The organism is Stutzerimonas sp. FeSN7 (genome assembly GCF_030263795.1).
Taxonomy (GTDB): domain Bacteria; phylum Pseudomonadota; class Gammaproteobacteria; order Pseudomonadales; family Pseudomonadaceae; genus Stutzerimonas; species Stutzerimonas stutzeri.
Genome location: NZ_JARPMN010000001.1, coordinates 1,032,622 through 1,051,813, shown reverse-complemented (window position 1 = coordinate 1,051,813; position 19,192 = coordinate 1,032,622). Strand labels below are relative to the sequence as shown.

The window sequence follows — 19,192 nt, the reverse complement described above, 5'->3', positions numbered from 1 at the left end:
ATGCGCTCGCGGCACAGCGGCGACCTCTCGGTGATCGATGGCGTAGCCGTGCTGGTCGGCGTCGTGGTGGGCGTCGGCATCTTCGGCTTCCCGCCCCTGGTCGCCCAGCATGCCGACAGCGGGACGCTGTATATCGCCCTCTGGCTGGCCGGAGGCGCGCTGATGCTGGTCGGCGCGCTGTGCTACGCGGAGCTGGGCGCGAGCTTCCCCGACGAGGGCGGCGAGTACCACTACCTGCGGCTGGCCTGGGGTCGCCGTTTCGGCCTGATGTTCGCCTGGGCCCGCGGTACCGTGATCCAGACCGGCGCTATCGCCGCGGTGGCCTTCATCTACGGCGACTACGCGCAACGGCTGATGCCCCTGGGCGACCACGGCGGCACGCTGCACGCCCTGCTCTCAGTGGCATTGCTGACCACGCTCAACGTGTGCGGCACGCGCGAGTCCAAACGCGTCCAGATCGCCCTGAGCAGCCTAACCCTAGTCGCCGTCATCGGCGTGATGCTGGCCGGCCTGCTTTCCAGCGGCCCCGGCTCGCCGGCCGCGATCGAGCCGCGCGACGGAGGCCTCGGCATGCTGGGCATGGGCATGGTCTTCGTGCTGCTGACCTACGGAGGCTGGAACGAAACCGCCTACCTGTCGGGCGAGCTGCGCAACCCGGCGCGCAACATGGGCCGCGTACTGCTGCTCGGCACGCTGCTGGTGACCACCCTCTATTTGCTGACCAACCTTGCACTGCTGCAGATATTCGGTCTGCAGGCGCTCAGCCAGTCGGACGCGATCGGTGCCGATCTGATGGAGATCGTCGCCGGGAGCTGGGCGGCTCAGGGGTTGAGCCTGCTGATCTGCTTTACCGCGCTCAGCACGCTCAACGCGACGATCCTCACCGGAGCACGGGTGTATTACGCGCTGGGCCGGGACGTGCCGCGGCTGCATCGGCTCGCGGCGTGGAACGAGCGTGGCTCGACGCCCGTGAGGGCATTGCTGGTACAGGCGGCGATCACCCTGCTGCTGATCCTGTTCGGCGCGCTGAGCCAGAGCGGCGTGCAGGCGATGGTCGCCTACACCGCGCCGGTATTCTGGTTCTTCATGTGCATGACGGCGCTGTCGCTGCTGCGACTGCGCCGGCTGGAGCCCTCGGCGCCACGGCCATTCCGCGTGCCCTGGTACCCCTGGCTACCGCTGCTGTTCGCCAGCAGCTGCCTGGGCCTGTTCGTCTCCAGCACGCTCTACGCGGGACCGGGCGCGCTGCTGGGGCTGCTGGTCCTTGCCTTCGGCCTGCCGCTTCTGCTGGTGCGCAGCCCGGCTGCAGTGAGCGCAACCTCGGGCGTCGAGCCCTAGAGCTTCAGCTCGAACTCGTCGCCGTCGTGGTACGCCGGGAAGCGCTCGCGGAATGCCGCCAGGTCACGGGCGCGCAGGGAACAGCGGAACACGCCATCGCGATCTCCGGCATCGAGCAGCGTATCGCCCTTGAAATCGAGCACCTGGCTGTCACCGCTATAGGGGTAGCCCTTGCCGTCCTCGCCGACCCGATTGACCGCCGCCACGTAGCAGAGGTTTTCGATGGCACGCGCCGGCAGCAGGCGGTTCCAGGCATCGCGGCGCGCTGCCGGCCAGTTGGCCGTGTAGAGCAGCAGATCGGTGCCGTGCGGGTCGCGACTCCACACCGGGAAGCGCAGGTCGTAGCAGATCAGCGGACGCACCCGCCAGCCGTTCACCTCGAACAAGGCCTGTTGCAGGCCTGGCGTGTAGTGCTTGTGCTCACCGGCCATGCGGAACAGGTGGCGCTTGTCGTAATGCAACACCTCACCATCGGGACGCGCCCAGAGCAGGCGGTTGCGATGGCTGCCGTCGGCGGCCTCGATGATCACGCTGCCGGTGACGACCGCATCCAGCCGGGCCGCCTGGCTGCGCAGCCAGGCGTAGGTCGCGCCCTCTTCCGGCTCGGCCAGGGCTGCCGAGTCCATGGAAAAACCGGTGGTGAACATCTCCGGCAGGACGATCAGATCGGCACCGCGGGCCTGGTCGAGCAGCCCGGCGAAACGCTCGCGGTTGGCATCGGCATCCTGCCAGACCAGCGTGGTCTGGAGCAGGGCCAGTTCGAGATCGGGCAGGTTGTTCAGATCGCGCATAGTCGTTCCGCTGCCTGACGCAGCGTCTCCTCTCGTTTGGCAAAGCAGAAGCGCACCAGCCTGAGATTGGCCGGCGCATCCTGGTAGAACACCGAGATCGGAATGCTCGCCACACCGTGCTCGCGGGTCAGCCATTCGGCCATGGCGACGTCGTCGAGGTCGGGGCGGATCGCCGAGTAATCGGCCAGCTGGAAGTAGGTGCCAGCGGCGCGGGTGAAGCGGAAGCGGGAGCCAGCCAGCAGGTCGCAGAACAGATCGCGCTTGGCCTGATAGAACGCTGGCAGCTCGGAGATGTGTTCCGGATGCGCCGCCATGAAGTCAGCCAGTGCCCATTGCAGTGGCGTGACGCCGGTAAAGCTGACGTACTGATGCACCTTGCGCAGTTCGCTGCTGAGCGACGCCGGCGCCACCACGTAACCGGTCTTCCAGCCGGTGACGTGATAGGTCTTGCCGAACGAGCTGACGACAAAGGCACGCTGATACAGCTCCTCGTGACGCAGCACGCTGGCGTGCTCCCGGCCGTCGAAGACCAGATGCTCGTAAACCTCGTCGCTGAGCAGGTAGATGTCGCGCTCGCGGATCAGTGCTGCCAGTCGATCCAGATCGCCACCATCGATCAACGCGCCGCTGGGATTGTGCGGGGTGTTGAGCACGATCATCCGCGTGCGGGGGGTTATGGCGTCGGCCAGGCGCTGCCAGTCGATCCGGAAGTCCGGAAGGCTCAGCTGCTGGTGGATACAGGTGCCCCCGGCCAGTTGCACGGACGGCTCGTAACTGTCGTAGCAGGGATCGAACACGATCACCTCGTCGCCTGGGCGGACCACCGCCTGGATCGCACAGAAGATCGCCTGGGTGGCGCCAGGGGTGATGGTGACTTCGCTGGCGACGTCCACCTGTCGTCCGTACAGACCGGCCACCTTGGCCGCCACCTGCTCGCGCAGCGCCGGCAGGCCGGCCATCGGAGCGTACTGGTTGTGGCCCGCCATGACGTGGCGCGTAAGGGCTTCGCGCAACGCCTCGGGGCCATCGAAGTCGGGAAAGCCCTGGGAGAGATTCAAGGCACCGGTGTCGGCAGCGAGCTGAGACATGGTGGTGAAGATGGTCGTGCCGACATTGGGCAATTTACTGGTGAGCATGACGATCGTCCGACAGGCCTGCCGTTTGAGAGTCGGCAGCGAAGGCCGACAGGATAGCCGATGAGCGCGACCCGATACGAGACGCGCCGGCCGACGGCCTGTTCAGACTGCTACAGTTCAGGCAATGGCCAACCCGTCATCGACCCTCAAGGAACTGCCATGTCGAACCTTTCCGTCAGCGACCTGTGTAGCGAGCTGCGCGCACAGGCGCAACGTGCCCTGGACACCGAGCCGACCCTGGCCACGATCGTCCGCCAGACCATCCTCGATCAGCCGAACTTCGGTGGCGCGCTCGCCCACCGCATCGGCCATGCCCTGGCCGACAGCATCGAACAGAGCCACACCCTGACCGATCGCTTCGCCGGCCTGCACCACCAGCTGCCGGCGCTCGCCGAGACGGCCTGCTGCGACCTGCAGGCGATCGTCAGCCGCGATCCCGCATTCGACAATGCACTGGAGGTCTTCCTGTTCTCCAAAGGCTTTCTGGCATTGCAGGCGTACCGCATCGGGCATCAGCTGCACGGTCGCGGCGAGCGCTTGCTGGCGATGTACATCCAGGCACGCTGCAACGAACGCCTCGGCATCGACATCAATCCGGCCAGCCGTATCGGCAGCGGCATCATGCTCGACCATGGCACCGGAATCGTCATCGGCGAGACGGCCGTGGTCGGCGACGATGTGTCGATTCTGCAGGGCGTGACCCTGGGCGGGACCGGCAAGGAAGGTGGCGACCGTCATCCGAAGGTTCGCAGCGGCGTGATGATCGGCGCGGGCGCGAAGATTCTCGGCAACATCGAGATTGGCGAGGGGGCCAAGGTGGGTGCCGGCAGCATCGTGCTGCACCCCGTTGCGCCGCATACCACCGTGGTCGGCAACCCAGCCCGCCAGGTCGGCAAACCGCGCCACGCACGACCGGCCCTGGACATGGACCAGTCGTTCGACGGCGACAGCTGAGGCATCACCGAGCCCACACGTGGGGCCGACAGCGGGAACGGGAGGAAACACCCGCCCAGTTCCCAAGCTTGCAGAAATGCGCGATCAGCGCTTTTTGTCGCGGCGCTTCTTCTCGGCCTTCTTGTGGTGGGACATGAGACGCCGCTTCTTGTTGACCTGGCGGTCGGTGAGCGTGTTCTTCTTGCCCTCGTAGGGATTGTCGCCGCCCTTGTACTCGATGCGGATCGGCGTACCGACCAGCTTCAGTACACGCCGATAGGTGTTCTCCAGGTAGCGCGTGTAGGACTTGGGCACCGCATCGACCTGGTTGCCGTGGATGACGATCAGCGGCGGGTTGGCGCCACCCAGGTGCGCATAGCGCAACTTGATGCGCCGGCTGTTGACCATCGGCGGCTGGTGCTCGCGCACGGCGTCCTCGAGGATCTGCGTCAGGCGGCTGGTCGGCCAGCGGGTGATCGCCGACTTGAACGCGGCCTGCACCGACTTGTAGAGGTGCCCGACGCCAGTGCCATGCTTGGCTGAGATGAAATGGATATCGGCGTAGTCGACGAAGAACAGCCGGCGCTCCAGCTCCGTCTTCACGTAGTCCTTCTCGCCCTGCTCCATGCCGTCCCACTTGTTCAGCGCGATGACCAGCGCACGGCCGGTCTCCAGCACGAAGCCCAGCAGGTTGAGATCGTGCTCGACGACACCTTCGCGGGCATCCATGACGAAGATCACCACGTTGGCGTCCTGGATCGCCTGCAGCGTCTTGACCACCGAGAACTTTTCCACCGCCTCGAAGATCTTGCCGCGACGACGTACGCCGGCGGTGTCGATCAGGGTGTACTTTTCCTCGTCGCGCTCGAAGGGGATGTAGATGCTGTCGCGCGTGGTGCCGGCCTGATCGTAGACGATGACCCGCTCTTCACCGAGCATGCGGTTGACCAGAGTCGACTTGCCGACGTTGGGCCGCCCGATGATGGCGATCTTGATGCCTTCCTCCTCGCTCGGGCCCGGAATGCGCTTGGGCTCCTGGCCTTCGGCTACCACTTCCTCGCCTTCCGCGAGCTCCCCGCCCTCCTCGCCTTCCGCGTTCTCGTCGGCGTTGTCCTTGGGGAAAATGCCCAGCGCCTGCTCGAGCATGTGGCTGATGCCACGACCGTGGGCGGCAGCGATCGGCAGCGCATCACCCAGGCCCAGCGGACTGAATTCCGCGCGGGCAATATCCGGATCGACGCTGTCGACCTTGTTGGCCACCAGGAAGCAACGCTTGTTCCGCTTGCGCAGGTGTTCGCCGATCATCTGGTCCGCCGCGGTCAGCCCGGCGCGGGAGTCGACCATGAACAGGACGGCATCGGCTTCCTCGATGGCCTGTAGCGACTGCTCGGCCATCTTCGCATCGATGCCTTCCTCGTCACCGGAAATACCACCGGTGTCGATCACGATGTAGGTGCGCCCCTGCCACTTGGCCTCGCCGTACTGGCGATCGCGGGTCAGCCCGGCGTACTCGGCGACGATGGCATCGCGGCTCTTGGTCAGGCGATTGAACAGGGTGGATTTGCCGACATTCGGGCGACCCACCAGGGCGATTACGGGAACCATGCGGCTCTCCACTGCGATATTTCAGAAAACACGAAGGCCGCTGCAGGGCAGCGGCCGAATATTCATGGCTCCGCCAGGCGGAGCCGCGGGTCCAGCAGGCGGTCAGTCGGCCTGACGAATCGTCAGTGCGACCAGCTTGCCGTCATTGCCGAAAGCATACAGCCAGTCGCCCTCGACCACCGGGCGAGCCCGGACGCCGGAGCTGTCGACCCGCTCACGGGCGACGAAGCGGCCATCTACCTGACTCAGGAAGTGCAGGTAGCCCTCGACATCACCGACCACCACGTAGCTGGACAACACGGCAGGAGCCGACAGCTGACGACGCGCCAGCGACTCGTTGCGCCACAGCGCAGTGGTGGAGCGCTCGTCGATGCCCTCGACAGTACCGTCGGCCAGGCTCAGGTAGACACTGCCGTAGCCCAGCGCCACACCGGAGTAGCTCGACGCGTCACGCTGCCAGAGCACGCGGCCGGTCTCCAGTTCCAGCGCCGCAGCGCGCCCCTGGTAGGTCGCCACGTAGAGGGTGCCACCGGAGAGCAGCAGCCCACCGTCGATGTCCACAACCCGCTCCAGTTCGGACCGGCCCTGCGGGATGGCGACCCGCTGCTCCCATACCGGCAAGCCGCGACGGGTATCCAGCGCGATCACCTTGCCACTGGACAGACCGGCGATGGCCAGCTGATTGGTCAGCAGCGGTGCACCGGTACCCCGCAACGTCAGCACCGCCGGCGAGCTTTCGTAGCTCCAGCGTTGTGCGCCGGTGTCGATCTCCAGAGCGATCAGCCGGTCATCCTGGGTCTGCACCAGCACGATATCGCCGTTCACGGCGGGGGCGGCCAGCACTTCGCTGCTGACCTGGCTGCGCCAGCGCTCTTCACCGGTGCTGACATCCAGCGCCAGCACTTCACCGCGCAGGGTGCCGATCAGCACCAGGCCGTAGCCGGCACCCACCGCACCGGAAACCGGCTTGTCGAGCTTCTTCTTCCAGTTGACCTTGCCAGTCAACCGATCCATGGACACCACCAGACCTTCGACGTCTGCGGCATAGATCTGGTCGCCATAGACCACCGGGGTCAGCAGGTTGTAGGTCTTGCCCTGCCCTTCGCCGATAGAACGACTCCACTCCTTCTTCAGCGAGATCTCCGCATCGAACTTGGTCAGCTCCGCCGGCTCTGGCTCTTTGGAACTATTGCTGCTGCAACCTGCGGCCAGTACGGCCAGGGTCAGCAATGCTGCAGTCTTCCAGCGCATCGGTTACGCCTCCCCTCGGGCCAGATCATCCAGTTTCATTTGCAGACCGCCAATGGCCGCATCCTGGGACAGCGACTCCTTGGCCTTGCTGTAAGCGGCGTGCGCCTCGTCGTTACGGCCGAGCTGCACCAGCAGATCGCCGCGCAGTTCCTCACGGCTGGCTACGAAGGCGGCATCCACCTTGCCATCGAGCAGCTTGATCGCCTCGTCGGCCTTGTCCTGCGCAGCCAGCACACGTGCCAGACGCTGGCGCGCCAGCTCGTCCAGCGTCTTGTCCGCAGGCTTGTCGACGATGGCGCGCAGCTCGCTGGCAGCCTCGTCCAGGCGGCCGGACTCCACCGCCACCTTGGCCACGAACAGGCTGCCGTACTGCGCATAGTGCGTACCGGCAAAGTCCTTCTTCAGCAGATTGCCCAGCCGCGACACTTCGGCGGCATCAGCCTCGCCGGATTCCAGGGCGGCGCCGAGCAGTTGCTGATAAACCACCGAGGCGCTCTGCGCCTGATTGATCTGGTGCTTCTGCCAGAACTGCCAGCCGAACACCAACACCAGGGCGATCACGGCACCCAGCACAAGCGGCTTGCCGTTGCGCTGCCACCAGTCTTTGATCTGCGCCAGTTGTTCTTCTTCAGTACCCGAGGTCACGCTGTCACTCCTTTTATTCGCTAAGTCTCAGACCTGCTCGAGGCAGGCAGCCAGACGCTCGGGCAGAGCATCCCAGGCAATGCTTTGTTGCTCGCTGTCATCGCGCAGCGGCTTGCAACCTACCACGCGCCCTGCCAGTTCGTCGTCACCCAGAATCAGCGCATAGCGCGCTCCGCTCTTGTCGGCCTTCTTGAACTGACTCTTGAAGCTGCCACCGCCAGCGTTGACCAGCAGGCGCAGCCCCGGCAGTTCATCACGCAGACGTTCGGCCAGCGCCAGTGCCGCCAGCTCGGCGGCCTCGCCGAATGCACAGATGTAGGCATGCGGTGTCGGGTTCAACGTCTCCGGCACCAGGCCGAGCGTTTCCAGCAGCAGCACCAGACGCTCGACGCCCATGGCGAAGCCGACTCCCGGCGTCGGCTTGCCGCCGAACTGGCTGACCAGACCGTCATAACGCCCACCGGCACAGACCGTGCCCTGCGCGCCGAGCTTGTCGGTAACCCACTCGAACACGGTGCGGCCGTAGTAATCCAGTCCACGAACCAGTTTGGGATTGATCTCGTAGGCGATGCCGACCGCATCCAGACGGGCCTTGAGCCCTTCGAAATGCGCCCGCGACTCCTCGTCCAGATAGTCGTGCAGGGTCGGTGCATCGGTCAGCAAGGCCTGGGTCTGGGCGTTCTTGCTGTCGAGGATGCGCAGCGGATTGGTGGTCAGGCGACGCTGACTGTCCTCGTCGAGCTGCTCGAAACGCTGCTGCAGGTAGGCCACCAGAGCATCGCGGTAGCGCGCCCGAGCCTCGCTGGAGCCCAGGCTGTTGAGCTGCAGCGTCACCGCATCGGCGAGGCCGAGCTGCTTCCACAGGCGCGCGGTCAGTACGATCAGCTCGGCATCGATATCCGGTCCCGGCTGGTTGAACACTTCCACGCCGATCTGGTGGAACTGCCGGTAGCGACCTTTCTGCGGCTTCTCGTAGCGGAACATCGGCCCGGTGTACCAGAGCTTCTGCACCTGCCCGCCACCCGTCATGCCATGCTCGAGCACGGCGCGCACGCAGCCGGCGGTACCTTCGGGACGCAGGGTCAGCGACTCTTCGTTGCGATCGAGGAAGGTATACATCTCCTTGTCGACCACATCGGTGCCCTCGCCGATACCGCGGGCGAACAGGTCGGTGAACTCCAGGATCGGCAGACGGATCTCGCTGTATCCGTAGCTTTCCAGCAGCTGCGCAAAGGTGCTTTCCAGATAACGCCAGGTCGGCGTCTGCGCAGGCAGGATGTCATTCATGCCACGAATGGCTTGCAGGGACTTGCTCAATGGGATTCCTTAAAGATCAGCTGCGCGCGATGACCGCCGCGTCGGACGCAAGCTTCTCGGCGGCCTTGCGCCGGATGAGCTGCTCCAGCTCATCGACGAGGTTTTCGTTGTTCAGTTTCTGCGCCGGCTTGCCATCGATGTAGACTAGGTTGTTCGGAGTGCCACCGGTCAGGCCGATGTGGGCCTCCTTGGCTTCGCCCGGACCGTTGACCACGCAGCCGATCACCGCGACGTCCATCGGCACCAGCAGGTCCTCGACGCGGGTCTCCAGCTCGTTCATGGTCTTGACCACATCGAAGTTCTGCCGCGAACAGCTCGGGCAGGCGATGAAGTTGATGCCGCGCGAGCGCAGACGCAGAGACTTGAGGATATCGAAGCCGACCTTGATCTCCTCGACGGGATCGGCCGCCAGCGACACACGAATGGTGTCGCCGATGCCTTCGGCGAGCAGCATGCCCAGACCCACTGCGGACTTCACCGTGCCGGAACGCAGCCCGCCCGCCTCGGTAATGCCCAGGTGCAGCGGCTGCTCGATCTGCCCGGCCAGCAGCCGATAGGCCTCCACGGCCATGAACACATCGGACGCCTTGACGCTGACCTTGAAGTCCTGAAAGTCCAGGCGATCGAGATGGTCCACATGACGCAGTGCGGACTCCACCAGCGCCTGTGGCGTCGGCTCGCCGTACTTCTTCTGCAGGTCCTTCTCCAGCGAACCGGCGTTGACACCGATACGGATCGGGATGCCCTTGTCACGCGCAGCGTCAACCACTGCCCGAACGCGATCCTCGCGGCCGATGTTGCCCGGGTTGATGCGCAGGCAGTCGACGCCGAGCTCGGCTACCCGCAGGGCGATCTGGTAATCGAAATGGATATCGGCGACCAACGGCAACTGTACGCGCTGCTTGATCCGGCCGAAGGCCTCCGCAGCCTCCATGGACGGCACCGAGACCCTGACGATGTCAGCGCCGGCATTGGCTAGGCGCTGGATCTGCCCGACCGTTGCCTCGACGTCGCAGGTTTCGGTGTTGGTCATGCTCTGTACGGAAATCGGCGCATCGCCACCGACCGCAACGCCGCCTACCCAGATCTTGCGGGACTGGCGACGTTTGATAGGAGATTCGGAATGCATGGTGAGCTTACTGTCCGAGCTTGAGGCGCGCCGTCTCGCCGCGCATGTGGGTGGCGAGATTCACCGCTTCGCCGTTGTAACTGAGTTGTGCACCGCGAGCGTACCCCAGATGGACGTCCAGCGGCGCCTTGCCTGTGACTGTCCTGCTGGTACCGGCCTTGGCCAGGGCACTGAACAGCACGCGACCATCGGCATCCGTCACACGGGTCCAGCAATCGGCGGTAAAGCGCAACTCCAGTTGAGCCTCACCCGGCGCGGCGACAGGTGCCGGTGTGTCAGTGGCTGCGCTCGGAGCGGTGGCTGCAGGCGCCTGCACGGGCACTGGCGCGCTATCACCGGTCTCTGGAAGCGGCAACGGCTGCGATTGCTGGGGAGGAGCCGCCGTCGCGCTCGAGCCTGTAGTTTCCGGTGTGCTTTCTGGCGTTACGGCCGCCTCGCTCGCATCCGAATCGACGACAGGTGGCTGTCCATCCGCTACGTCGACCGGCGCCTCGGCCACTTCGTCGGCCCGATCGAGCAGATGAATCTCGGTGGTGCCGTCGGCGCTTTCGACTTCGATCCGCTCAAGTGCCGAGACCGGCGTTGTGCTGGCTTCCCGCGCCGTATGTTCCTGCCACCAGAACCAGGCCGCTGCCGCCAGAGCCAGCAGCAAGGCGAAGCCGAAGAAACGCATGAAACTGCGCGACAGACGGCTGGGCTCCTCGATACGACCGAGACTGTTGACGCTGCTGCCGGATGCGTTGGTGCCGGTGTGCTGGTCGAACTCCTGGACCAGGCGGGTCTGATCCAGACCCAACAGCTTGGCATAGGCCCGAACGTAACCGCGGGCAAAGGTATGACCCGGCAGCTGGCTGAAGTCGCCTGCCTCGATGCGGGCGAGCGCCCGCTCGGTGAGATTGAGCTGCTGTGCAACCGCAGACAGCGTCAGGCCCTTGTCTTCACGAGCCTTGCGCAGCGTTTCCCCGGGGTTGTTGCCCATCGGTGCAGCCTGTTCTTGGTGCGGCGCGGTCATCGTTGCTCCGAAAGATATTGCTTGTACTCATCCGTACCGGGATACAACCGCCTCAACTGCAGCGCCAGGCTGGCAGCCGTGTCGCGGTCCTGATGGATGTTGGCCAGGCGAATGCCGAGCAGCAGACTTCGTGCAGTCTGATCGGACATCTGGCTGAAGCTGTCGTAGTAACGCTTGGCTGGGACGTACTGCTTGTCTTCGTAGGCCATCATCGCAAGTTCGAGCAGCGCTCGGGGCTGGCGGCCATCCAGACGCAGCGATCGGCTGAAGTAGCTTTCGGCTTCCTCGCGCTTGCCCAGTTGCAGGGCGGTCATGCCGAGGTTCTGGAAGACACGGGCGCGCTCGGGATACATGTTGTCTTCGGCGGCCTGGCTGAAACGCTCCATCGCTTCCGGATAGCGCTTCTGCTCGAAGAGGAAGCTGCCGTAGTTGTTGAGGATGCGCGCGTCCTTGCGGTTGGACAAGGCTTCACGGTAGTGCTTGTCAGCCAGGTCGTTTTCCATTTCGGTCTGGAATACCAGTGCCAGCGCCGCATGCGCGTCGGCGCTGCGTGGGTCGATTTCGAGCGCCTTGCGCAGCGGCGTCTTCGCACGGGCGGCCGCGCCTTGCTGCAGATAACCGATACCCAACTGAATATAGGCATCCCGTGCCTGCTGCCGACCTTCGTCGGTCTTCAGTGGATCGACGGTGCCAGAAGACACGCAACCGGCCAACAGGCCGGTCAGTACAAGCAGCAGCGCAGCGCGCAGAATCATCAGCATCCCCCTCAGGATCGGTTCGAAGCAGTTTGCGCCGCACCCGGCTCGCTCTGCAGCTCGCGTACAGCGATGTATCGCTCGCTTCGACGCGTCCGGTCCAGAACCTGACCGACAAGCTGACCGCAAGCCGCGTCGATGTCTTCGCCGCGGGTGGTACGCACCGTCACATTGTGCCCGCCTTTATGCAGGATGTCCTGAAAACGGCGGATCGCATTGTTGCTCGGCCGCTCATATCCGGAATGAGGGAACGGATTGAACGGAATCAGATTGATCTTGCATGGAATGTCCGCCAGCAGAGCGATCATCTGCTCGGCATGCTCGGGCTGATCGTTGACACCCTTGAGCAGCGTGTATTCGATGGTCAGCACGCGCTTCTCGCCCAGGCGCGACACATAGCGTTTGCAGGCCGCCAACAGCACGTCCAGGGGGTACTTCTTGTTGATCGGAACCAACTGATCGCGCAGCGCGTCGTTGGGCGCATGCAGTGACAGCGCCAGGGACACGTCGATGACCTTGGCCAGCTCGTCGATCATCGGCACGACGCCGGAGGTCGACAGGGTCACCTTGCGCTTGGAAATGCCATAACCGAGGTCGTCCATCATGATCTGCATGGCAGCGACGACGTTGTCGAAATTCAGCAACGGCTCGCCCATCCCCATCATCACCACATTGGTGATGGCGCGATCGATCTTCGCCGGGACGGTGCCGAAAGACTTGTTGGCAATCCACACCTGACCGATCACCTCGGCCGCCGTGAGATTGCTGTTGAAACCCTGTTTGCCGGTGGAACAGAAGCTGCAATCCAGCGCACAGCCGGCCTGCGAGGAAACGCAAAGCGTTCCACGGCCGCCCTGGGGGATGTACACCGTTTCCACACAGCTGCCCGATGCGACCCGAACCACCCATTTGCGGGTGCCGTCGCTGGAGATGTCTTCACTGACGATCTCCGGGCCGCGAATCTCGGCGCAGGCCTTGAGCTTTTCGCGCAGGGCCTTGCCGAGATTGCTCATGGCATCGAAATCATCGACGCCGAAGTGGTGAATCCATTTCATCACCTGACCGGCGCGAAAACGCTTCTCCCCGATGGACTCGAAGAAGCTTTCCAGTTGCGGCTGGGTCAGACCCAGCAGATTCACCTTACCGGTCGTGGCAATCATTGGACTCACCTTCGCTCACTCAGCGAATGCGTGCGCACACTTCGGTGGCAGCAAAGAAGTAGGCGATTTCACGGGCGGCCGAGGCTTCCGAGTCGGAACCGTGAACGGCGTTCTCGTCGATGGAGACCGCGAAGTCGGCACGGATGGTGCCCGGAGCCGCTTCCTTCGGGTTGGTGGCGCCCATCAGCTCGCGGTTCTTGGCGACGGCGTTCTCGCCTTCCAGAACCTGAACGATGACCGGACCGGAAGTCATGAAGGCAACCAGATCCTTGAAGAAGCCGCGCTCGCTGTGCTCGGCGTAGAAACCGGCAGCTTCGCGCTCGGACAGCTGAACCATCTTGGAAGCGACGACACGCAGGCCGGCCTTCTCGAAACGGGTGGTGATCTCGCCGATCACGTTCTTGGCGACAGCGTCAGGCTTGATGATGGAAAAGGTGCGTTGCAGGGCCATGTAGGACTCCAAAACTGATGGGTTAAAGCGAACGAGTAAACCCGCGGATTATACGCGGGTTGGCGTTAAAAACATAAGGGTAGAGGGCCTTGCCGCGGACGCGTGGCCCGATCGCCGAACGGTAACGGCACGCTGGGTGCGAACGCCCCAGGAGGCGTTACTCTGCCTCTTCGATCCAGGCGGCCTGGATGGCTTCGAGCACCTTTTCGCCGCCACGACTAGGCTCGTCAGCGAAGTCAGGCAGCTCGAGTACCCAGCGATGCAGATCGACGAAATTCACATAGCGCGGATCGACATCGGCCTTGCGCTCGGCGAGCTCAATGGCGATGTCCTGCACATCAGTCCATTTCAGTTGCATGTCCTTGCCCTCAATGCCCTTCCGACACCTGGTTGATGGTGTACTTCGGAATCTCCACGACTAGATCGGTATCGGCCACTACCGCCTGACAGGACAGCCGCGAGTTGGGCTCCAGCCCCCAGGCCTTGTCGAGCATGTCGTCCTCCAGCTCATCGGAGGCCTCGAGCGACTGGAAGCCCTCGCGAACCACCACGTGACAGGTGGTGCATGCGCAGGACTTCTCGCAGGCATGCTCGATATCGATGCCGTTGCGCAGCGCGGCGTCCAGCACCGTCTCGCCGGTTTTCGCCTCGATCACGGCACCTTCGGGGCAATGATCGGCATTGGGCAGGAAAATGATCTGCGGCATCTGGGTCAATCCTCGATATCGTTAAGCCGCCGCCCGGCCAAGGCGGCCTTGACGGTGGAATCCAGACGACGCGCAGCGAAGGCGTCGGTGATCTGGCTCAGGCGTTTGGTCTGGCGCTCGATGGCGGACACGTCCTGACTGTCGAGCAACGCACGCAACTCGGCCATCTGAGCCTCGATGGCAGCACGCTCCTCGGTGGAAAGCAGACGTTCCCCGTCGGCAATCAGCGCTGCTTCGACAGCCTCCAGCAAGCGCTGGGCATCGACCAGCTGCTCGCGCAGAGCGCGGGCGTCGCGATCCTGATCCGCCTTGCGGAACGAGTCCTCGAGCATCCTGGCGATCTCGCCATCGGTCAGGCCATAGGACGGCTTGACCTGAATGCTGGCCTCGACGCCGGAGGCCAGCTCACGCGCCGAAACGCTGAGCAGTCCGTCGGCATCGACTTGGAAGGTCACGCGAATCTTCGCCGCGCCCGCAACCATCGGCGGGATGCCACGCAGTTCGAAGCGCGCCAGCGAACGGCAGTCGGAGATCAGCTCGCGCTCACCTTGCAGCACATGGATCATCATGGCCGACTGGCCATCCTTGTAGGTGGTGAAGTCCTGCGCACGTGCAACCGGAATCGTGGTATTGCGCGGAATGATCTTCTCCATCAGCCCGCCCATGGTCTCCAGACCCAGCGACAGCGGGATCACGTCGAGCAGGAGCAGCTCTTCGCCGTCCCGATTGTTGCCCGCCAGGGTCTCGGCCTGGATCGCGGCACCGATCGCCACCACTTCGTCCGGATCGATATCGGTCAGCGGCTCCCGACCGAACAGCTGGCCCACGGACGAACGCACTTTTGGCACCCGGGTCGAGCCGCCGACCATGACCACTGCCGTGATCTCGTCCAGCTCGACACCGGAATCACGCACCGCGCGCCGGCACGACCTGAGGCTTCGGGCAATCAGCGGCTCGATGAGAGCATCGAACGTCTCACGGTGGAGCTCGCCCGCCCAACCGGCGTAGGCGACCTGAACCGTCTCGTCCACGCTGAGGCGCTCCTTGGCATCGCAGGCAATCTTCAACAGCTCGCGCTGCTCGCCGGGCGCCAGATCCTCGGAAACCCCGGCCTGCCGGAAAATCCAGTCAGCCACAGCGTGATCGAAATCGTCACCGCCCAAGGCGGTATCGCCGCCTGTGGCCAGCACCTCGAACACACCCTTGGTCAGACGCAGAATGGAGATATCGAAGGTTCCGCCGCCGAGATCGTAGATCGCGACGACACCCTCGGCCTGACGGTCCAGACCGTAGGCGACCGCCGCTGCGGTCGGCTCATTGAGCAGGCGCAGCACATTCAGGCCGGCCAGCCGCGCCGCATCCTTGGTCGCCTGACGCTGGGCATCATCGAAGTAGGCCGGCACGGTGATCACCGCCCCGACCAGCTCGCCACCCAGCGTCGCCTCGGCGCGCTCGCGCAGCGCCCGCAGGATCTCCGCCGAGATTTCCACCGGGCTCTTGGCGCCCTGGACCGTCTCGATGAAGGGCATCTGCGATTCGGCCTGACGGAAACGATAGGGCAACTGTTCGCCCAACTGCTTGACGTCCGCAAGCCCTCGCCCCATCAACCGCTTGACCGAGCTGATGGTATTGAACGGATCGGCAGCTGCTGCACGCTTGGCACATGCACCGACCTCCACACGATCGGAGTGATAACGCACAACGGACGGCAGAATCACCTGCCCATCGGCATCAGCCAGCGGGGCGGTGACGCCACTGCGCAACGCGGCAACGAGGGAATTGGTAGTGCCCAGGTCTATTCCGACAGCCAGGCGCCGCTGATGGGGCTGAGGGCTTTGTCCGGGCTCGGCAATCTGAAGTAAGGCCATGTCTGTCTGGTATCGGGCGCAACGCGAGCGTCGCGCGGGTTAATCGTCGAGGCGCTCTTCGAGCTGGCGCACTTCCTGGGTCAACTTGTCGAGAAACTGCATGCGGCGAACCAGTCTTTCGGCATCCACACGGCGCGCGGGGTCTCGCCAGATCTGACCGAAGTCGTCGTTGAGACCTTGCTGAGCCTGTTTGAGCCGCGACTTGAATGCCGCAACACCATCGAGATCGGCCTGCTCGTGAAGCTCTTCGAGCTCTTCGCGCCAATGCATCTGCTGCATCAGGAAGGCAGGATCCTGAACGGTCGCCTCCAACGGCACATCGTGCCCCTCCAACGCCAGCAGATAGCGCGCGCGCCGGCTCGGGCTCTTCAGGGTCTGATAGGCCTCGTTCAGATTGGCCGAACGCTCCAGCGCCTGGCGCTGCTCGCTTTCGCCAGCATCGGCGAAGCGATCCGGATGAACCTGGCGCGCAAGCTCGCGATAGCGATCGGCGAGTTGCGCAAGGTCCAGCTCGAAGTCAGGCTTCAGATCGAACAGTGCAAAGTGACAGGGAGTACCCACGGCGTCCTCAGATATTGAAGCTCTCGCCGCAGCCGCATTCGCCACGAACGTTCGGGTTGTTGAACTTGAAGCCCTCGTTGAGGCCTTCGCGAACGAAGTCGAGCTCGGTGCCATCAAGGTAGACGAGGCTCTTCGGATCGATGATCACCTTCACCCCGTGGCTTTCGAACACCGAATCTTCCGCTGCGGTCTCGTCGACGAACTCGAGGACGTAAGCCAGCCCCGAGCAGCCCGTGGTGCGAACCCCAAGCCGCACACCCACACCCTTGCCGCGCCCTTCCAGCGAGCGACGAACATGCTGAGCTGCAGCGGGCGTCATGGTGATAGCCATCACAATCTCCTGTCAGAGCAGACCTTTCTTTTCCCGGTAATCACGCACCGCGGCCTTGATCGCATCCTCGGCGAGAACGGAGCAGTGAATCTTCACCGGCGGCAACGCGAGCTCTTCAGCCAGCTGGGTGTTCTTGATGGTTTCCGCCTCTTCCAGCGTCTTGCCCTTCATCCATTCGGTGGCAAGGGAGCTGGAGGCAATCGCGGAGCCGCAGCCATAGGTCTTGAACTTGGCGTCTTCGATGACACCCTGCTCGTTGACCTTGATCTGCAGGCGCATGACGTCGCCGCAGGCCGGCGCGCCGACCATGCCGGTGCCGATGTTCGGATCTTCGGCGTCGAACTTGCCGACGTTGCGCGGATTTTCGTAGTGGTCGATGACCTTGTCGCTGTATGCCATGGTGCAATCCTCTTAGATCAGGCTGTGCGGCGCTTGACGCCGGTCAGTGGGCTTGCCACTCGACCTTGGAGATGTCGACGCCGTCTTTGAACATGTCCCACAGGGGCGAAAGCTCGCGCAGCTTGGTGACGGCCTCGCATACCTTCTGCGCTGCGTAATCGATTTCTTCTTCAGTGGTGAAGCGACCGAAGGTGAAACGGATGGAGCTGTGCGCCAGCTCGTCGTTGCGCCCGAGAGCGCGCAATACATACGAAGGCTCCAGCGAAGCAGACGTACAGGCAGAGCCGGACGATACGGCCAGATCCTTGAGCGCCATGATCAGCGACTCGCCCTCGACGTAGTTGAAGCTGAGGTTGAGGTTGTGCGGTACCCGCGCCGTCATGCTGCCGTTCACATACAGCTCCTCGAGATGCTCGACCTGCTTGTAGAAGCGGTCACGCAGTGCACGAATACGCTCGTTCTCCTGCGCCATCTCTTGTTTGGCGATACGGAAGGCCTCGCCCATCCCCACCAGCTGATGCGTAGCCAGGGTGCCGGAGCGCATGCCGCGCTCGTGACCACCACCGTGCATCTGCGCCTCGAGACGAACGCGCGGCTTACGACGGACATAGAGGGCACCGACGCCCTTCGGCCCGTAGGTCTTGTGCGCGGAAAAGGACATCAGGTCGACCTTCATCTTCTCCAGGTCGATCTCCACCTTGCCGGTGGACTGGGCGGCATCGACATGGAACAGGATGCCGCGCGCCCGGGTCAGCTCGCCAATCGCGGTGATGTCGTTGATGGTGCCGATCTCATTGTTCACATGCATCACCGATACGAGGATGGTGTCCTCGCGCAGCGCCGCCTCGACCATCGCCGGGGTGACGATGCCGTCTTCGCCCGGCTCGATGTAGGTCACTTCGAACCCTTCACGCTCGAGCTGGCGAGTGGTATCCAGAACCGCCTTGTGCTCGATCTTGGTGGTGACGATGTGCTTGCCCTTGGACGCGTAGAAGTGGGCGACACCCTTGATCGCCAGGTTGTCCGACTCGGTGGCACCCGAGGTCCAGACGATCTCACGCGGGTCGGCATTGACCAGCTCGGCCACCTGGCGACGCGCATTTTCCACTGCTTCTTCCGCTTTCCAGCCAAAGGCATGCGAGCGCGACGCCGGGTTGCCGAAATTGCCTTCGTTGGTCAGGCATTCGATCATCTTTTCGGCGACACGCGGGTCGACCGGCGTGGTTGCGGAGTAGTCCAGGTAAATCGGCAATTTCATTCAGATATCTCCTATCAGGCGGTCGCCCTGCTCAATCGATGGCGGACGTTTCTATCTTGTCTATCTGCGGCGAAGTGCCGCTGGCCTTGCGCATGTCCTGGCGCAGCGCGACCTGCTGTACGTCCTGACGGTTGACCAGATCGGCCAAACTGATGCCGCTGAGGAATTCATGGATCTGCTGACTGAGGTCGCACCACAGGTGATGGGTCAGGCAGGTATCGCCGGAGTGACAACCCCCGAGCCCCTGGCAACGGGTGGCATCGACCGATTCGTTGACCGCGTCGATAACCTGAGCAACCTGGATACCGGCCATGTCGCGAGACAGCTGATAACCTCCGCCAGGCCCGCGCACACTGGTGACGAGGCTCCCACGGCGAAGCTTGGCAAACAGTTGCTCGAGATAGGAAAGCGAAATTCCCTGGCGCTCGGAAATGTCGGCCAGGGAAACCGGCCCATGCTGCGCATGCAGCGCAAGATCAAGCATGGCGGTAACGGCATAACGGCCTTTGGTGGTCAATCGCATCGGTCTGCACCAAGCATTACGG

Annotated in this window: 21 protein-coding genes; 2 read left to right on the top strand and 19 right to left on the bottom strand. The window is 63.7% G+C overall.

From position 1 onward, the window contains the following. Complete coding sequence (locus P5703_RS04785) at positions 1–1,338, top strand: APC family permease (RefSeq protein WP_279643031.1); 1,338 nt, start codon at positions 1–3, stop codon at positions 1,336–1,338. On the opposite strand, the gene P5703_RS04780 is transcribed toward P5703_RS04785, so the two are convergent. Together P5703_RS04780 and P5703_RS04775 are read right to left on the bottom strand one after the other, a co-directional pair. Beyond that, the gene (locus P5703_RS04780; protein WP_017246442.1) at positions 1,335–2,129 is read right to left on the bottom strand and encodes an amidohydrolase; all 795 of its coding nucleotides are present in this window, start codon (positions 2,127–2,129) and stop codon (positions 1,335–1,337) included. The genes P5703_RS04785 and P5703_RS04780 overlap by 4 nt on opposite strands. Next, positions 2,117–3,265, bottom strand: a complete 1,149-nt coding sequence (locus P5703_RS04775; protein ID WP_017246443.1) for a pyridoxal phosphate-dependent aminotransferase — start codon at positions 3,263–3,265, stop codon at positions 2,117–2,119. The genes P5703_RS04780 and P5703_RS04775 overlap by 13 nt, the downstream gene beginning before the upstream one ends. A gap of 159 nt (positions 3,266–3,424) precedes the next feature. On the opposite strand from P5703_RS04775, the gene cysE reads away from it, so the two are divergent. Then, positions 3,425–4,219, top strand: a complete 795-nt coding sequence (cysE, locus tag P5703_RS04770; protein ID WP_285585692.1) for a serine O-acetyltransferase — start codon at positions 3,425–3,427, stop codon at positions 4,217–4,219. Positions 4,220–4,303: 84 nt separating this feature from the next. Here cysE and der read toward each other — a convergent pair whose 3' ends face one another. The 17 genes from der to iscR form a co-directional block, all read right to left on the bottom strand. Further along, entirely contained in the window at positions 4,304–5,803 is a 1,500-nt protein-coding gene (gene der / locus P5703_RS04765; protein WP_285585690.1) for a ribosome biogenesis GTPase Der, read from the bottom strand. 102 nt (positions 5,804–5,905) lie between these two features. Beyond that, the gene (gene bamB, locus P5703_RS04760; RefSeq protein WP_013983639.1) at positions 5,906–7,054 is read right to left on the bottom strand and encodes an outer membrane protein assembly factor BamB; all 1,149 of its coding nucleotides are present in this window, start codon (positions 7,052–7,054) and stop codon (positions 5,906–5,908) included. 3 nt (positions 7,055–7,057) lie between these two features. Further along, complete coding sequence (locus tag P5703_RS04755) at positions 7,058–7,699, bottom strand: YfgM family protein (protein ID WP_011914124.1); 642 nt, start codon at positions 7,697–7,699, stop codon at positions 7,058–7,060. Between the two features lie 27 nt (positions 7,700–7,726). Next, on the bottom strand, positions 7,727–9,016 hold the full coding sequence (gene hisS / locus P5703_RS04750) for a histidine--tRNA ligase (RefSeq protein WP_019406736.1): 1,290 nt from the start codon (positions 9,014–9,016) through the stop codon (positions 7,727–7,729). A 16-nt stretch (positions 9,017–9,032) separates the two neighbouring features. Beyond that, positions 9,033–10,145 carry a flavodoxin-dependent (E)-4-hydroxy-3-methylbut-2-enyl-diphosphate synthase gene (ispG, locus tag P5703_RS04745; protein WP_013983641.1) on the bottom strand — a complete coding sequence of 371 codons (1,113 nt, stop codon included), beginning with the start codon at positions 10,143–10,145 and terminating at the stop codon, positions 9,033–9,035. Between the two features lie 7 nt (positions 10,146–10,152). Next, positions 10,153–11,157: a RodZ domain-containing protein gene (locus P5703_RS04740; protein ID WP_014597395.1), complete on the bottom strand. Its 1,005-nt coding sequence runs from the start codon at positions 11,155–11,157 to the stop codon at positions 10,153–10,155. Next, positions 11,154–11,912, bottom strand: coding sequence for a type IV pilus biogenesis/stability protein PilW (gene pilW / locus P5703_RS04735; RefSeq protein WP_026012534.1), 759 nt, complete (start codon positions 11,910–11,912; stop codon positions 11,154–11,156). Before pilW ends, P5703_RS04740 begins: the two co-directional genes overlap by 4 nt. A gap of 11 nt (positions 11,913–11,923) precedes the next feature. Continuing rightward, positions 11,924–13,072 carry a dual-specificity RNA methyltransferase RlmN gene (gene rlmN / locus P5703_RS04730; protein ID WP_014597397.1) on the bottom strand — a complete coding sequence of 383 codons (1,149 nt, stop codon included), beginning with the start codon at positions 13,070–13,072 and terminating at the stop codon, positions 11,924–11,926. Between the two features lie 19 nt (positions 13,073–13,091). Further along, positions 13,092–13,523, bottom strand: a complete 432-nt coding sequence (gene ndk, locus P5703_RS04725; RefSeq protein ID WP_011914130.1) for a nucleoside-diphosphate kinase — start codon at positions 13,521–13,523, stop codon at positions 13,092–13,094. A 157-nt stretch (positions 13,524–13,680) separates the two neighbouring features. Next, a complete protein-coding gene (gene iscX, locus P5703_RS04720) occupies positions 13,681–13,881 on the bottom strand; it encodes a Fe-S cluster assembly protein IscX (protein ID WP_014597398.1) in 201 nt (66 codons plus the stop codon). Positions 13,882–13,891: 10 nt separating this feature from the next. Beyond that, positions 13,892–14,230, bottom strand: coding sequence for an ISC system 2Fe-2S type ferredoxin (fdx, locus tag P5703_RS04715; RefSeq protein ID WP_013983645.1), 339 nt, complete (start codon positions 14,228–14,230; stop codon positions 13,892–13,894). A 5-nt stretch (positions 14,231–14,235) separates the two neighbouring features. Then, positions 14,236–16,098 carry a Fe-S protein assembly chaperone HscA gene (hscA, locus tag P5703_RS04710; RefSeq protein WP_285534125.1) on the bottom strand — a complete coding sequence of 621 codons (1,863 nt, stop codon included), beginning with the start codon at positions 16,096–16,098 and terminating at the stop codon, positions 14,236–14,238. Positions 16,099–16,137: 39 nt separating this feature from the next. Further along, complete coding sequence (hscB, locus tag P5703_RS04705) at positions 16,138–16,659, bottom strand: co-chaperone HscB (RefSeq protein ID WP_011914134.1); 522 nt, start codon at positions 16,657–16,659, stop codon at positions 16,138–16,140. Positions 16,660–16,666: 7 nt separating this feature from the next. Further along, positions 16,667–16,990 carry an iron-sulfur cluster assembly protein IscA gene (iscA, locus tag P5703_RS04700; protein ID WP_013983648.1) on the bottom strand — a complete coding sequence of 108 codons (324 nt, stop codon included), beginning with the start codon at positions 16,988–16,990 and terminating at the stop codon, positions 16,667–16,669. A 12-nt stretch (positions 16,991–17,002) separates the two neighbouring features. Continuing rightward, entirely contained in the window at positions 17,003–17,389 is a 387-nt protein-coding gene (gene iscU, locus P5703_RS04695) for a Fe-S cluster assembly scaffold IscU (protein ID WP_011914136.1), read from the bottom strand. A gap of 43 nt (positions 17,390–17,432) precedes the next feature. Continuing rightward, positions 17,433–18,647: an IscS subfamily cysteine desulfurase gene (locus P5703_RS04690; RefSeq protein WP_013983649.1), complete on the bottom strand. Its 1,215-nt coding sequence runs from the start codon at positions 18,645–18,647 to the stop codon at positions 17,433–17,435. 31 nt (positions 18,648–18,678) lie between these two features. Next, positions 18,679–19,170: a Fe-S cluster assembly transcriptional regulator IscR gene (gene iscR, locus P5703_RS04685; RefSeq protein ID WP_013983650.1), complete on the bottom strand. Its 492-nt coding sequence runs from the start codon at positions 19,168–19,170 to the stop codon at positions 18,679–18,681. Between the last annotated feature and the right edge of the window lie 22 nt (positions 19,171–19,192).